This is a genomic window from Flavobacterium sp. W1B, assembly GCF_047344965.1.
Lineage (GTDB): Bacteria > Bacteroidota > Bacteroidia > Flavobacteriales > Flavobacteriaceae > Flavobacterium.
On sequence record NZ_CP178845.1, the window covers coordinates 2799570 to 2813908 of the forward strand.

The 14339-nt window shown below is 33.9% G+C and carries 14 protein-coding genes; 8 read left to right on the forward strand and 6 right to left on the reverse strand.

The genetic code is table 11. The features are described from left to right. Window positions 1–602 precede the first annotated feature (602 nt). The 8 genes from ACMDB5_RS12150 to ACMDB5_RS12185 all read left to right on the forward strand — a co-directional run bounded on the left by ACMDB5_RS12150 (window position 603) and on the right by ACMDB5_RS12185 (window position 7981). Complete coding sequence (locus ACMDB5_RS12150) at window positions 603–890, forward strand: hypothetical protein (protein ID WP_413998525.1); 288 nt, start codon at window positions 603–605, stop codon at window positions 888–890. Window positions 891–951: 61 nt separating this feature from the next. Beyond that, window positions 952–1623, forward strand: coding sequence for a flavodoxin reductase (locus tag ACMDB5_RS12155; RefSeq protein ID WP_413998526.1), 672 nt, complete (start codon window positions 952–954; stop codon window positions 1621–1623). A 202-nt stretch (window positions 1624–1825) separates the two neighbouring features. Beyond that, entirely contained in the window at window positions 1826–2011 is a 186-nt protein-coding gene (locus tag ACMDB5_RS12160) for a CsbD family protein (protein WP_413998527.1), read from the forward strand. Window positions 2012–2257: 246 nt separating this feature from the next. Further along, the gene (locus ACMDB5_RS12165; protein ID WP_413998528.1) at window positions 2258–2902 is read left to right on the forward strand and encodes a porin family protein; all 645 of its coding nucleotides are present in this window, start codon (window positions 2258–2260) and stop codon (window positions 2900–2902) included. A gap of 59 nt (window positions 2903–2961) precedes the next feature. Then, window positions 2962–3114, forward strand: coding sequence for a lmo0937 family membrane protein (locus ACMDB5_RS12170; protein WP_413998529.1), 153 nt, complete (start codon window positions 2962–2964; stop codon window positions 3112–3114). Between the two features lie 30 nt (window positions 3115–3144). Further along, the gene (locus tag ACMDB5_RS12175) at window positions 3145–3456 is read left to right on the forward strand and encodes a YtxH domain-containing protein (protein ID WP_413998530.1); all 312 of its coding nucleotides are present in this window, start codon (window positions 3145–3147) and stop codon (window positions 3454–3456) included. Window positions 3457–4244: 788 nt separating this feature from the next. Beyond that, on the forward strand, window positions 4245–5939 hold the full coding sequence (locus ACMDB5_RS12180; RefSeq protein ID WP_413998531.1) for an Ig-like domain-containing protein: 1695 nt from the start codon (window positions 4245–4247) through the stop codon (window positions 5937–5939). An 11-nt stretch (window positions 5940–5950) separates the two neighbouring features. Further along, window positions 5951–7981, forward strand: a complete 2031-nt coding sequence (locus ACMDB5_RS12185) for an outer membrane beta-barrel protein (protein ID WP_413998532.1) — start codon at window positions 5951–5953, stop codon at window positions 7979–7981. A gap of 117 nt (window positions 7982–8098) precedes the next feature. Here the strand turns inward: ACMDB5_RS12185 and ACMDB5_RS12190 are convergent, their stop codons facing one another. The 6 genes from ACMDB5_RS12190 to ACMDB5_RS12215 all read right to left on the reverse strand — a co-directional run bounded on the left by ACMDB5_RS12190 (window position 8099) and on the right by ACMDB5_RS12215 (window position 14304). Continuing rightward, window positions 8099–9145: an o-succinylbenzoate synthase gene (locus ACMDB5_RS12190; protein ID WP_413998533.1), complete on the reverse strand. Its 1047-nt coding sequence runs from the start codon at window positions 9143–9145 to the stop codon at window positions 8099–8101. 71 nt (window positions 9146–9216) lie between these two features. Beyond that, entirely contained in the window at window positions 9217–10416 is a 1200-nt protein-coding gene (locus tag ACMDB5_RS12195) for a tetratricopeptide repeat protein (RefSeq protein WP_413998534.1), read from the reverse strand. Between the two features lie 116 nt (window positions 10417–10532). Continuing rightward, window positions 10533–11210 (reverse strand): metal-dependent hydrolase, encoded by a 678-nt coding sequence (locus ACMDB5_RS12200; protein ID WP_413998535.1) that lies wholly within the window; start codon window positions 11208–11210, stop codon window positions 10533–10535. A gap of 62 nt (window positions 11211–11272) precedes the next feature. Then, complete coding sequence (menA, locus tag ACMDB5_RS12205; RefSeq protein ID WP_413998536.1) at window positions 11273–12235, reverse strand: 1,4-dihydroxy-2-naphthoate octaprenyltransferase; 963 nt, start codon at window positions 12233–12235, stop codon at window positions 11273–11275. Between the two features lie 50 nt (window positions 12236–12285). Beyond that, the gene (locus tag ACMDB5_RS12210; RefSeq protein WP_413998537.1) at window positions 12286–13788 is read right to left on the reverse strand and encodes a PH domain-containing protein; all 1503 of its coding nucleotides are present in this window, start codon (window positions 13786–13788) and stop codon (window positions 12286–12288) included. Further along, a complete protein-coding gene (locus ACMDB5_RS12215; RefSeq protein WP_413998538.1) occupies window positions 13789–14304 on the reverse strand; it encodes a PH domain-containing protein in 516 nt (171 codons plus the stop codon). Between the last annotated feature and the right edge of the window lie 35 nt (window positions 14305–14339).

Sequence of the window (14339 nt, forward strand, 5' to 3'; positions counted from 1 at the left end):
GTAAAGAATCGTATCCCAAAACTTCGGGTCAATGATGCAACAATGTTTTTATTGACTAAATAATAAATAAAAACAGTTATAAAAACAAAAAATAGAATCTCTCTGCGTATTTTCCAAATCAGAGAGATTCTATTTTTTTTGTTTCAACTTAAAATCAAATTTGTTAACACAATTTTTGGCGATTCCTACATTTTTATTTTTTAAAGAAAATTATAGAAATATCAGCTTTGCTTCCTTCTCATTTAAATCTCGAACAAAAGACCTATCACTCATCAAATCAGTGACTAATGCAATATTTTAGGTTAATATTATAACGCATTCCCGATTAAAAAAACTAACTTAGTGTTCTGATTATCAGCTTTCTAAAACAAAAAAAAGTCTCCAAAAAACAACTATACGTAGATTACAAAAATTATTTTGATTCCCAAATATATTCAACAGATTACATAATAAATCCTGAGGATATTTTTAAAAATGAAAGTGCATTAAACCAAATTCTAATTACATCCATAAAAAAAACATGTTTTTAAAAAAAGGATCAGCAATAGAAAATAAAAGGAAATTATAGAAACTCAATAATTTAATCATTAAAAATCAAGAACATGAAAAAGCTAATTTTATTTATCAGTTTGGTAGGATTCCTATCGTTTTTTAATTCCTGTTCAGTGGGATACGTTTCAGAGCAACCGCAATATCAATATTACAACAGGCCAGTAAATCCCGGCGCAGGTTATATTTGGATTGATGGAGGTTGGTCTTGGGATAGCAGAGCAAGAAATTACAGACAAAGGGATGGTTATTGGACCAGACAAAATGACGGGCGCAATCATTCAAACGGATATTGGAAAAAAACGAACCGTGGATACCAGTGGAGAAATGGCAGAAGGTAGATAAATAACGTACTTTCTATTAAAAATGAAAAGTTTAGTTAAAAAAACAAAGAAACCGATCATGGAAAAACACATTGTAAAAATCAAATCGATACAAAATGTCACACATGATGTGCTACAAATTGTAACCACCAAACCCGAAAATTATCATTTTTCACCGGGTCAAGCCACAGAAATTTCCATAAATAAGCCGAGTTGGGACAGCAAAAGAAATCCCTTTACTTTTACCTGTCTTCCCGAAAATGATTATCTGGAGTTTACCATAAAAACATACCCATCCCACAATGGGTTTACCAATGAACTTTTAAAATTGAAAAAAGATGATGAGTTAATTGTGCATGATGTTTTTGGTTATATTTCCTATAAAGGAGAAGGAATATTTATTGCGGGAGGAGCTGGAGTCACGCCATTTATATCAATTTTCAGGCATCTTAAATCCAAAGATGAAATAGGCAATAACAAACTTATTTTTGCCAATAAAACTAAAGACGATATAATATTAGAAGATGACTTCAAAAAATTATTAGGCAGTAATTTCATTAACATTTTATCCGATGAAAAAATAGATGGTTATGCAAACGGATTCATCACGGAAAATTTCATAAAAACCCATAAAAAAGCAACGGACGAGTTTTTTTACCTCTGTGGTCCTCCTCCAATGATGGAGGCAATAGAAAAACAATTACAAACATTAAATGTAAAAAAAGAACTTATAATAAAGGAAAAAATGTAAAGTGCAAAAAAATTACAAAAATAAAAATTAATACTATATATCCCCAAAACAAAAAACTGTTTTGCTATTTGAATTATAGACATATTCAAAATAGAATGTGTGAATGATGTAAGCCATAATTAGAATTGTGTAATTCCTTTATAAGCCTAAAAGCGGAACTTTGTTGGAGCATGTATTATTTTCATGATCTAAATAAAATAAAATGGATACTAAAGAAATAAAAGGGAATTGGGATGAACAAAAAGCCAAGTTAAAACAAAAGTTCGCTGCTTTGACTGAGAATGATCAACTATTTAAAGAAGGAAAGATAGAAGAAATAATTAGAAAACTTCAAATCAAGTTAGGTAAAAACAAAGAAGAATTACTTAAAATCATCAAGGAGCTTTAAAAGACATACAAACTGACAGTCTTAACTAGATGAGATTACTGTTTGTAATTCTTTAACTCTAAAATTGTCTCTAGCTTATCATTAATTAATAACTCAAACATTCTACAAAGAAATATATAACTATTCATTTTGTAAAATCAAAAAAAGTATTATTAACTGTTAATAATATACATTTCACAAAAAGTTTTGCAATTTTCCACCAAAAATAGTGATCCTCTTTGTATAAAAAAACTGAAACAAATTAATATGAAAAATTCAAGTAAAATAATTTTAGCCTCATTAGCAATGTCTCTTATAGCTTTCAATACTGTAAAAGCTCAAGAAAACAGAGCTAAATTTGGTGTAAAAGGTGGGATTAACTTCTCTAATTTATATACAGATAATGTAGATGATCAAAATGTATTAACGGGTTTTAATGTTGGTTTATTTGCTAAGTTACCGGTAACGAATTCTATTTCTATTCAACCCGAAATATACTATACAGAAAAGGGCTCCGAGCTAACTTACAATAATACTTTTGTTTCCGGAACCGCAAAATTCAAATTGAATTATATCGAAGTTCCTGTTATGTTAGTTGCAAATCTTACGAAAAACTTCAACGTGCAGTTTGGGCCTTACGCAGCTTACTTAATCGATGGAAAAACTACAAATGAATCAAATGGTGGAACATTTAATTTTTCGGACAATATAAATAAAGACGATTTCAATAAAATTGATGCTGGAATTGCAGCAGGTCTTGGGATTGATCTAGAAACTATTAGTTTTGGTGTACGTTATAATTACGGACTTACTAAAGTAGGAAAAGAAAGAAATTTTGCCGGAACAAACTATACTTTTCCCGACGGTAAAAATAGCGTATTAAGTCTTTATGGTGCCTTTTCATTTAATTAGGGCAATTTAATAAATAGAAAAAATTAATTATCATTTTAATAATTAAAAAACTAGAAATCATGGGCAATCTTCTTTACACATTAGCAGTAATTCTAATCATTTTTTGGGCAATTGGATTTTTCGTTTACAGCGTAGGATCACTAATACATATACTGCTGGTCATTGCAGTAATAGCAATCTTATTAAGACTAATCCAAGGAAGACGATTATAAAAAAAAGAATGTAATCATTAAAAAAAAATTATGAAAACAGACAAAGTAGTATTAGGAATATTAGGCGGCGTTGCCGTTGGAGCACTATTAGGGATCTTATTTGCTCCTGAAAAAGGGGACAAAACAAGAAGAAAAATTAAGGATAAAAGCAATGATTATACTGATGAGTTGAAAGACAAATTAGATACATTATTGGGAACCATTACCAATAAATATGAAAAAATTTGGAAAGAAGGCGAAAATTTAATCGCTGAAGGAAAATCAAGATTTGATCGAACAAAATCTGACGGCGAATTAAGGCTTGACGATCTAAAAAAAGAAATCAAGAATTCAAGTATCTAACACTAATTGAATATTAAAATTGCATAATCCAATACACTTAAAATTAACTCATAGGTAATGAATAAACAACAATATAAATGCTATTTGAAAAGCAGCCGAATTACTCTCGATGAACTTTAAAACTAGCAGAGTTCTACATCGTTGATCTATTTGAAAACACTTTAAAGATAGATTATTCTCAGGGTTTACCATTATTGCTGTTGTTATGTTTGTCCAACTAATTTAGATCAGACTTTCTATGTGGATAAACAAATTACTTGGTAAAATATATTATGCTTATTTTGAATTTGTAACAATAATTCAAAAAGAAAGAGAAACATCTCACATAATTAATTATTGACCATAGAGAGCAAATATGTCAAAAATCAAAAAAGAGTTAAGCACTTCAAAAAAAGATCTTAAACTAGCCTAAAACATCAATTGTATATGCAATATAGTCTCCCGAACAAATTTAGGAGACTATTTTTATATTAAATCATTACTTTACCAAAGACACTTCGAACTAAAATATAATCCATTTGGTATAACTTTCTAAAGCATTAAAGTTCTTTTAGTTCCAAAAACACCCCTCCCTTAATTTTACTTTTTTACGTTTATTTTTTAATAGCAACTTAGATTAAAAAACAAAACCATCAATTTAAAACAATTATAATCAACCACTTGCGCCAATCCACAACCTTTTAAAATGTGAATTTTGTAAGTTAATTTTTAAATTGTGTAATACATTTAGGCTAGAACTAAACAACCTTTGTTGAATATAATTCCTTAACCTAAATAAATAAAATATAATGAAAACTAAAAATTTACTATTAACCCTTGCAATAGTATTTATTGCATTAATCTCTGGATGTGAAAGCGATGATTTCCAGGAGACTATTGGCGTGTGTCCGGTGGTCACATCCGAAACCCCTTTAAACGGCAGCATAAACGTGCCTCTTGACCAAGTTATCACTGCAACATTTAATGAAGACATGGATGCTTCGACTTTTACAAAGACAACTTTTATTGTGCAAGGAGCCACGACCATAGACGGAAATGTAAGCTTTAGTGGAAAGACAGCAACATTTACTCCAACAGCTAATCTTAAGGCTAACACAACTTATACTGCCATAATTAAAACAGCTGTTAAAGACTTGATGGGTAATGCATTGCAAACTGATTATATATGGACGTTTAGTACTGGTGCAACTGTTAGGCCAAGCGTGATTCTTACAGATCCTTTGAGTAATGCCACTAACGTTGCAATTAATAAAACAGTTACGGCAAATTTTAATATGTTGATGAATTCCGCTACTATTAACAGTACAACGTTTACCTTAAAACAAGGGACTACCGTTGTAGCTGGAACCGTTACAGATAATGGAATGACAGCATTTTTTGATCCAACAGTTAATTTAGCTGCAAATACAGAATATACGGCTACCATAACCATTGGAGCTAAAAACACCCAAGGAACGACACTTGCTGCTGACTTCGTTTGGAAATTTACTACTGGATCATCTGTTGCTCCTAAGGTAGTTTCAACTGATCCTTTAAACAATGCTTCCAGCGTGGCGCTTAATAAAAAGATTACTGCTGATTTTAGTATGTTAATGGATCCTTCGACTATTAACGACACTAATTTTACTTTAAAAAATGGTACAACAACGATCACGGGAATAGTTACTTATTCTGGCACAATTGCTACGTTTAGTCCTTCAAGCGATCTTGTAACGGGTACCACTTATACCGCTACAATCAAAGCAGGAGCTAAAAACTTAGCTGGAACACCTTTAGCAAATGACTATGTTTGGACATTTAATACGAATGCTCCAATAATTGGCGGAGCAGTTATAAACCTTGGGACTGCAGCTAGATTTGGAATATTAGCAGGCGTAGGAGTAAGTAATAATGCGGGATTTAGCGTAATTAACAACTTGGATGTGGGTATTAGTCCCGGTGTCCGTTCTTCGGTTACTGGATTTCCTCCTGCGACCATTGTAGGTGGAGCAATTTATGCCTCAGACGATATTGCCCCGGCAGGTATAGCCGCTATGTTAACTCAAGCAAAATTAGATTTGACTAATGCGTATCTTTTCGTGGAAGGAGCTTCTTATAGCGCTCCGATAACTGTGGCTGGTGATCAAGGTGGAAAAACACTTGTGGCTGGAATTTATAAATCAACATCTACACTTTTAGTACAAAATGGAGATTTAACACTGTCAGGTAGCGCAACCGATGTTTGGATTTTCCAAGTAGCATCTGCTTTTACGACTGTTGGTGGAGCTGGTGGAAACATTATTCTTTCTGGAGGTGCCCAAGCTAAAAATATTTACTGGCAAACTGGTAGTTCAGCGACCATAGGAAACTACACCAATTTTAGCGGTAACATATTAGCCTTACAATCAATAACAATGGGAGATCATGCAAAAGCAACTGGTAGAATGCTTGCCAGAAATGGAGCTGTAATAATGACGCACACTAATATCATCAGCAAACCTTAATTCTAAAAAAAATGAATATAAAAAATAATAGTAAAGAAGGATCATACTTAGTATGGTCCTCTAATAATCTAACCATCAAAAGTGTTGCAATAATCGCTTTGTCATTGTTAAGTTTTCAAACTGCAGTTAACGCACAGGAAACGCAAGTGGTAAAATACACAAAACCTTCTTGGTTTTTCGGTGCCGCAGCTGGCGCTAATTTCAATTTTTATCGTGGTTCAACGCAACAAATGAATGCCAGTTTTACATCTCCAACCGCTTTTCATGATGGATTTGGAGGCGGACTGTTTATTGCGCCGCTTTTAGAATTTCACCGTCCGGATTCAAAATGGGGCTTTATGTTTCAAACCGGATATGATAGCCGAAAAGCTTCTTTTGATCAAGTTGTAACTCCATGTAACTGTCCAGCCGACTTAAAAACAAACTTAAGTTACATTACAGTAGAGCCAAGTGTACGTTTCGCTCCATTCAAAAACAATTTTTACTTATATGGAGGTCCACGTTTGGCCTTTAACATGGATAAATCGTTTACATATCAATTGGGCGTTAATCCAGCTTTCCCAGATCAGGCTTTAAGTCCTGCAGTAAAAGGTGATTTTGATAAAATCGAAAAAACTCTTATCTCAATGCAAATAGGAGCAGGATATGACATCCCACTTTCATCTGATGCTAATAAGACACAATTTGTATTATCTCCTTTTGTTGCCTTCCAACCATATTTTGGTCAAAATCCTCGCTCAACAGAAACTTGGAATATCACTACCCTAAGAGCTGGTGTTGCACTTAAATTTGGACAAGGACGCAATATCCAAGAAGATACGGCGATATTAAAAGATAATGAAGTCCAGTTTTATGTTGACTCCCCTGCCAACGTTCAAGGAGAACAGAAAATGACTGAAATATTTCCACTTAGAAACTATGTTTTCTTCAATGCTGGATCAACTGAAATACCAAGTCGTTATGTTTTATTAAACAAAAATCAGGTTAAGGATTTCAAAGAAGACCAATTGGAAGTTTTTGCACCAAAAAATCTATCCGACCGCTCAAAACGTCAGATGATCGTTTATTATAACGTAATAAATATAATTGGCGACCGTATGGAAAAAAATCCTTCGGCAACTATTACTTTGGTAGGTTCATCTGAAAAAGGTAATGAAGATGGTCTGGTAATGTCAGAATCGATCAAAACCTATTTGGTAAATGTATTTGCAATAAATCCTTCTAGAATAAATACTAAAGGACAAATTAAACCTACTGTGCCTTCAGAACAAACGGGTGGGACATTAGAACTTGAACTTCTTCGTGAAGGAGATCGCAGAGTTACCATTGAAAGTAATTCTTCTGATTTATTGATGGAATTTCAAAGCGGTCCTGATGCGCAATTGAAACCTGTTCAAATTGTCGCCCTTCAAGAAGCGCCAGTTGAAAGCTATGTTACAATCAATAACAAGGGAGCGAACGAAGCTTTGTCCTCATGGTCATTACAAATGACTGACGAGCAAGGAAAAGTACAGTCTTTTGGACCTTACACTCAGGAAATGGTGAGTATTCCCGGAAAATCGATTCTTGGAAGCAGAGCAGAAGGTGATTTCAAAGTAAAAATGATTGGGCAAACCAAAAGCGGCAAAATCGTTGAAAAAGAAACTCCAATGCATGTCGTATTATGGAAACCTGCAACAATGATAGAAGGTATCAGATATAGTATTCTGTATGAATTCAATAAATCAAAAGCAATTACGATCTATGAAAAATACCTTAGTGATGTAGTTACTCCAAAAATTCCAGCTGGAGGAACCGTTATCATTCACGGCCATACTGATATTATTGGTGGTGAAGCGTACAACTTAGATTTATCTGTAGCTCGTGTTAATGATGTTAAAAAAATTATCGAAAATGCTTTATCAAAAGCCGGTAGAAAGGATGTGAAATTCGAGCTAAACGGATTTGGAGAAGATGTAAACAAAGCACCTTTTGAAAACAAAACCCCGGAAGAACGCTTTTATAACCGTACGGTGGTAATCGATATAATTCCTGTAAAATAAATTAGTAAACTTTTTAGAATACATTTTTATTGAATGCCAGAAAGGATAGAAACTCAAAAGTCTATCCTTTTTTTATGTACTGAATCAAATTAGTGACAAAATTTTACCTTAAAGAATTCAATCTAATTGTTCAAAATCAAACTTCCAATCCAGCTCTTTTTTATACCATAATTGTCCCTTAGAAACTTCGAGCGGACAGTCAAAATTATTAGTATAAAGTGCTCCCGTTCCCAATCCTTGAGGCATCAAATTATGCTGTAAAAAGGTCCATTGCGCAATGGCATTTAATCCAATATTACTCTCCAAAGCCGAGGTAATCCACCAACCTATTTTATACTTTTCAGCCAAAGAAATCCACTCTTGCGTACCTCTGAAACCGCCCACAAAACTAGGCTTCAAGATGATGTATTGTGGTTTTATTTTTTGCAATAATCGCTCTTTGTCATCCAATGAAAACACTCCTATTAACTCTTCGTCCAATGCAATTGGCAAAGGAGTCCTTTTACATAGTTCTGCCATCCTGTCAGTGTGGTTTTTAGAAATAGGCTGTTCAATGCTATGTAATTGAAAACCAAATAATTTATTTAATTTATCTAAAGCTTCATTTAAACTAAAAGCGCCGTTAGCATCGACCCTTATTTCTACTTGTTCTGGTGTAAAATGCTTTCTGATAAACGCTAATAATTCCAGTTCTTTATCAAAATCTATAGCCCCAATTTTGAGTTTAATACAACGGAAACCTTGCGCTAATTTTTCTTCTATTTGTTGCTTCATAAAAGCCGCTTCTCCCATCCAAACGAGCCCGTTGATCTCAATAGAATCTGAACCATTTGTAAATCCAGAAGGAAACAATAAAAAAGGAGTTTCACTCTCCAAAGATTGGAACGCCATTTCAACGCCAAACTGTATCGAAGGAAACTCAATTAAGGCGTCCCAAAGCGCATCTTTCCCAAGATGAATGTTATCACAAGTCCATTGCAATTTCGCCTCATAATCCGGTCTGTCATCTGCGCTCAATCCTCTCAAAATTCCGCACTCTCCTATTCCTTTTTTTCCGTCTTTTTCAAGGACAATAAACCAGGTTTCTTTTTCGGTCATAACGCCACGCGATGTTCCCGAAGGTCGTTTGAAATTGAGAATGTATTTATGATAAGTAGCTTTCATTTTTATTTTTTAACAGCAAAGGGTACTAAGTTTTTGAATAGTTTTTTATTCTAAAATCTATCTTTATAATTCTAATTCATCAATCTCAGAACTTTTTCAAAATCATTATTTTGAATCCCGGCTTTTTTGAATGTTTCAAAATCCAGTTTTATTTTTTGAGTCCAACCAACGCTATCAGTCACATTTTGGGATTGGTATTCCTTATAAATAGCCTTAGCCGAGGAATAGTTATTATTCAATAAATAAGCATGCGCCAAATTTAATTTTACCAACAACTCAGCATCATCTAATTTTTCACCTTCTTTCAAGAATTTTATCGCTTTTCCGTATTGCTTGGTCAAAATATAGCTCTCCCCAATTGCATTGTAATCTAAAACATTTGCTTTACCAGCATCGATTAGTGCCGTATATTGAGCTATAGCGTTGCCGTAATCGCCCTTTTTTACAAAAGTCGAGGCTTGCTTGCGCAAATCACTATAAAGCACTCCAGAAGCTCCCGTTTCATCAAAACAACTATTGCCAAAATCTTTATACAACTTTTGCTGTTCTATAGCGAGCAGTTTCTGAAATTCCTGAAATTTGTATTGTTTTTGAATTTTCTCTTGGATGCAAATACAAAAATCATCCGAATTAGCCATTTTTCTGGCCAATGCCGAAGTCTTAACCTGATTAATGATGTATTTTCTGTTTTCCAAAGACCAACCTCTACTGAGTTTGGTATCAACCCAGGGAACGACTTCGAGAATTATTTTTTGTTTCATTACCCAATTGGTGCTTTCAAAACCAAACCATAAATTTCCGATCCCAGGCTTCAAACAAGCGGATTTATCTATTGAAAGTCGTTTTGCATCTTTGCTCACCGGAGTATCCTGAACAAGACAAGCTTTGTCTTTTTTGCCGTTTTCTTTGTATTTAGAAGCCAATTCAGCGGATGAAAAAACAGCATACTTGCACTTATCGGTTCCTGAAATTTTAGATACCACAAAAACGGCTCCAGCCGATCCTTGACTGATTCCTGTTGGATCCGGAATGGCTTTTAAAACCGAAACCAAGCTACTGGCCAGTTGCTGATTTTCATCCAAAAGTGTGATTCTATAAATCAACTCCGTGGTTCCTACTGGAAAATCGTCTGTTTTTATAAGGATTCGATCTCTAGCCGAAACAACAATTTCTTTGGTTGTTGCCCTCTCTTTATCCCAATAGCCGTCTTTTTGCGCAAAAGCCGACTGATAAAAAATGCTAATAAATAGCAATGTCAATATTTTCTTCACTTAAAAATGTATTTGATAACGAAATGCCTTAGCCCCGATAGCAGCGAAAATCCTTTGTTGCTGGGGTTCAGCAACAAAGATTATAGCGAATAGCGGGAATTAGCTTCAAAAAAAAACTATAATTCGATACTATCCCCTATTTCTAAAAGCATTAAATCTTTGCCTTTATCAAAGAATTTACGAATTGCCTCTTCGTGATCGATTTTGATATATCCAAAAGTATCGTAATGGTAACCTAGAATTTTATCGCAATCGACAAAATCAGAAGCAATAATGGCGTCTTCGATATCCATAGTGAAATTATCCCCGATAGGCAGAATCACTAAATCGAGTTTGGTTCGCATCGGGATAAGCTTCATATCCATCGTAAGCGCCGTGTCTCCGGCGATATAAATGTTTTTGTGTTCGCCTTCGATGACAAAACCGCCAGGATTTCCTCCGCAAGTCCCGTCAGGAAAAGTACTGGAATGAACCGCATTGACATATTTTACTTTTCCAAAGTCAAAATTCCAGCTTCCGCCATGATTCATCGGATGTGCCTGAAAACCTTTGGCTGTATAATAAGTTGCAATCTCCGCATTGGAAACAATGGTTGCATTTGTTCGTTTCGCAATTGCTTCCACATCCAAAATATGGTCGCCATGAGCGTGCGTCAACAAAATATAATCTGCCTTTAAGTTATCGATATCAATATGTTCTGCCAACGGATTAGCAGAAATAAAAGGATCAACTAAAATATGCTTTCCGCCCACTTTTATACCTAAGGAGGCATGTCCGTAAAATGTGATTTTCATATGTTGCTGTTTATTGTTTTTTATTGGTCTCCCGATAAGCTATCGGGAGTAATACTTAAAATTTATCTTCCGCCCAATAGCGTGTTTACAATTATATCTGAAAAAAAGTAAATCATACACAAAGAAAGTAATACCGAAAGTGCAAAAGTGCTCAGCGCTAATTTTTTCAATTCAGGATCTAATGCTTTAGGCTCTTGATTTTTATACACATTAATTAAATGTTTCGTCAAAGGAATATAAGCCAATAAGAAAAGGTATTGATCTAATTTGAAATCGCTTAAAACAGCAAAAATAAGCACTGCAACCATAGCTGAAACTATCAAGAAATAATGGTATTTTTTTGCTTTAGCTCCACCAATTTTCACAACTATAGTATTCTTATTTGATTTTTTATCTGAGGCTTCATCACGCATATTGTTTAAATTCAAAACCCCAACGCTCAAAAGTCCAACCGCAGCTGCGGGTAAAAATAACAGCGGATCTAATTGTTTTGAATATAGAAAATTCACCCCTAAAGTACTTACCAATCCAAAAAACACAAACACAAACAAATCTCCATAACCGCGATATCCATAAGCAGTATTCCCCACCGTATAACGGATAGCCGAAGCAATTGCCAAAATACCTAAGGCCAAGAAAAACAAGGAATAATAAATATTTGTATCAGTAAAAGCATAAAAAATCAATAAAACCGCCGAAAGCAATGTCAACAAAGAGGTTATTATAATTGCACGTTTCATGGCAGCAGGCGAAATCACACCCCTTTGAATGGCCCGCTTTGGCCCAACTCTATCCTCGTTATCTGTTCCTTTCATTCCATCGCCATAATCATTGGCAAAATTGGACAATATCTGTAATCCAAGAGTAGTCAAAATCGCAAAACCAAAAATCCTCCAGTTAAAAACTTCTGTCGGCGTAAGTATATTGTCTGTTGGGTTAGCCAATGCATACATACTCCCCACTATTATTCCGGAAACAGATAAGGGTAATGTTCTTAATCGTGCGGCTTCAATCCAATGTTTCATTTTATTTCTATTTTATTATTTCTATTTATTCATTTTTAAAAATTGGAATTCTACATCCAATTATTATTTGAGGCTTCTATCTTATACAACCAAAGGTTTACATAGCTCTTAATCATGGCGAAATTCCCCATTTGAAAAACCATATTTCCGCCCGCTGTATGTATTATCACTGAACCTATATCGGCTTTTTTATGCCAAAACAACTGCGAGGTTGTTATTGCCTGAATTTTTCCAGGCTCTATAATTTTATTATCAATATCCCAAGCTCCACTTTGCTTAATAATAAAATTATCATTAATATAAAGCCTATTATTTCTGTAACCAAAACACACTATTAGCCCTACAAACAACAAATACAAAGGCAAGAAATAAACGTATTCTAAAAATACCGGCTGAATATAATTTGCAAAAGCAAAAAAAGCGGCAACCGGAAGCAGCATGAACAAGAATATTGAAAAAACCAGCTTGCGGTAATTTGGTTTCAATACAATCCCTTTTTCGGGCATTGTGTGAAACAAAAGCTTAAAAATAGCCATTCTTTCATTCTCATCACAACCCGGAATTTCGATTATGGATTTGCCATCCTCTTTATCACCGCTGGTTGCTTGCTTTATTTTAATCTCCAGAATATTCATTTTCTTCTGAAAATAATTTCTGCTTACGGTAACTATTTGAACTTTCTCCGGTTTCACAATCGTACTTTTGGTACTCAATAATCCAAAAGAAAGCAGCAAAGAACCTTTTTGTTTCGTTATCTGATAATCAAAATATTTGAAAACAACTCGAACTAAATTTATAATCAAAATTAAACCCAACATCAAAAAGAAAATAAGCCCAATTGATCGAACAGCAGAACTTTGATCGATGTAATTACCAATATGTTCCTCACTAAAATCCTGTTCTGACATCAAGTTTTTTCCGTTTTCGAAGACGGTCGCCAAAAAAGCTAATATCAAACCCAAGGTTTTTACATAATTCGATGTAACACCTACTTTCAATAAGCTCAAAAAACTAATCTTTATAAAAGGTTTTTCTTCAATATTCTCTACTTGCAAAAATTCTTCTGCATTGATTGCATCCGTTTTTTTCTTGTCGTTTTCCAATAATCTTGCCTTTAAGGCCAATGCTAAGGAATGCGAAATTGCTTTTATCTTTCCTTCTTTTTTAGTGCTCCCCGCCGTATCAACATTAAGTTCATAAACCCCTATAAATCTTTGGATTAAAGACTGATTAATATCTACTTGTTGAATCTTATCCAGCTGAATGATCGTTCTTGTTTTATTTAAAATCCCTTCATTGATGATAAACTCTTCATTTTCACTTTCTAAATAAAAAGTAAAATTCAAATATTTTAAATAGGCTACAAAAGCAATAATCAGCAAAAAAACGCTGACACCCAGAAAAAGATAGACTTTATTTAGCTCATTAAATCTAAAAGCATAAACAACCATTATAGGCCACAAACCGCGTCCCCATTGTTGTAAAGTATCAAAAAACGTCACCAAAATACCTATGGAAGATTGCCTTTGAGGAGAATTAAATTGTTGCTCCATTTACAATTGCTTTTGAATTTTACCCATCAACAATTGCTTGATTTTTTCGGCTTGTTCAATTTCTATTCCGGGAACTTCAATATCACTTGAACTGCCTCCTGCTGTGAAAATTTCAACTTTAGCCAATCCAAAATAACGAGAAAGAAAACCTTCATGTAAAGCCACATGTTGCACTCTATTATACGGAATTATGATTGTATTTGTGGCGATAACTCCATATCTAAAAAGCACATCATGGTCCCGAAAAGCAAATCCTTTTTTCTTAAAACTGATTCTGGAAAAAGTAAACGAAAGCAACAGTAAAACAAAAAAAAGAGCGCTTATTTCGACCACAAAAAGTTTTAAATCTTCATTGTAAAACAGTAACAAACTAAGTCCTGCTCCTAAAATCAGGAACAGGATTATAATATTTATTAATATTACTTTCCAATAATTTGAATGCAAGACCGAGAATTCTACCGCTTCAAATTTAGGAAGCTGAGTTGTATCAATTGTCTCGTTGTTGAAATTTTCCATTAATAAAATTTAGTTTTTTATGCCTTAATTAAAAT

Coding starts and splice junctions, on each gene's coding strand:
- ACMDB5_RS12150 (WP_413998525.1), top strand. CDS start 603: ATGAAAAAGCTAATTTTATTTATCAGTTTGGTAGGATTCCTATCGTTT.
- ACMDB5_RS12155 (WP_413998526.1), top strand. CDS start 952: ATGGAAAAACACATTGTAAAAATCAAATCGATACAAAATGTCACACAT.
- ACMDB5_RS12160 (WP_413998527.1), top strand. CDS start 1,826: ATGGATACTAAAGAAATAAAAGGGAATTGGGATGAACAAAAAGCCAAG.
- ACMDB5_RS12165 (WP_413998528.1), top strand. CDS start 2,258: ATGAAAAATTCAAGTAAAATAATTTTAGCCTCATTAGCAATGTCTCTT.
- ACMDB5_RS12170 (WP_413998529.1), top strand. CDS start 2,962: ATGGGCAATCTTCTTTACACATTAGCAGTAATTCTAATCATTTTTTGG.
- ACMDB5_RS12175 (WP_413998530.1), top strand. CDS start 3,145: ATGAAAACAGACAAAGTAGTATTAGGAATATTAGGCGGCGTTGCCGTT.
- ACMDB5_RS12180 (WP_413998531.1), top strand. CDS start 4,245: ATGAAAACTAAAAATTTACTATTAACCCTTGCAATAGTATTTATTGCA.
- ACMDB5_RS12185 (WP_413998532.1), top strand. CDS start 5,951: ATGAATATAAAAAATAATAGTAAAGAAGGATCATACTTAGTATGGTCC.
- ACMDB5_RS12190 (WP_413998533.1), bottom strand. CDS start 9,145: ATGAAAGCTACTTATCATAAATACATTCTCAATTTCAAACGACCTTCG.
- ACMDB5_RS12200 (WP_413998535.1), bottom strand. CDS start 11,210: ATGAAAATCACATTTTACGGACATGCCTCCTTAGGTATAAAAGTGGGC.
- menA (WP_413998536.1), bottom strand. CDS start 12,235: ATGAAACATTGGATTGAAGCCGCACGATTAAGAACATTACCCTTATCT.
- ACMDB5_RS12210 (WP_413998537.1), bottom strand. CDS start 13,788: ATGGAGCAACAATTTAATTCTCCTCAAAGGCAATCTTCCATAGGTATT.
- ACMDB5_RS12215 (WP_413998538.1), bottom strand. CDS start 14,304: ATGGAAAATTTCAACAACGAGACAATTGATACAACTCAGCTTCCTAAA.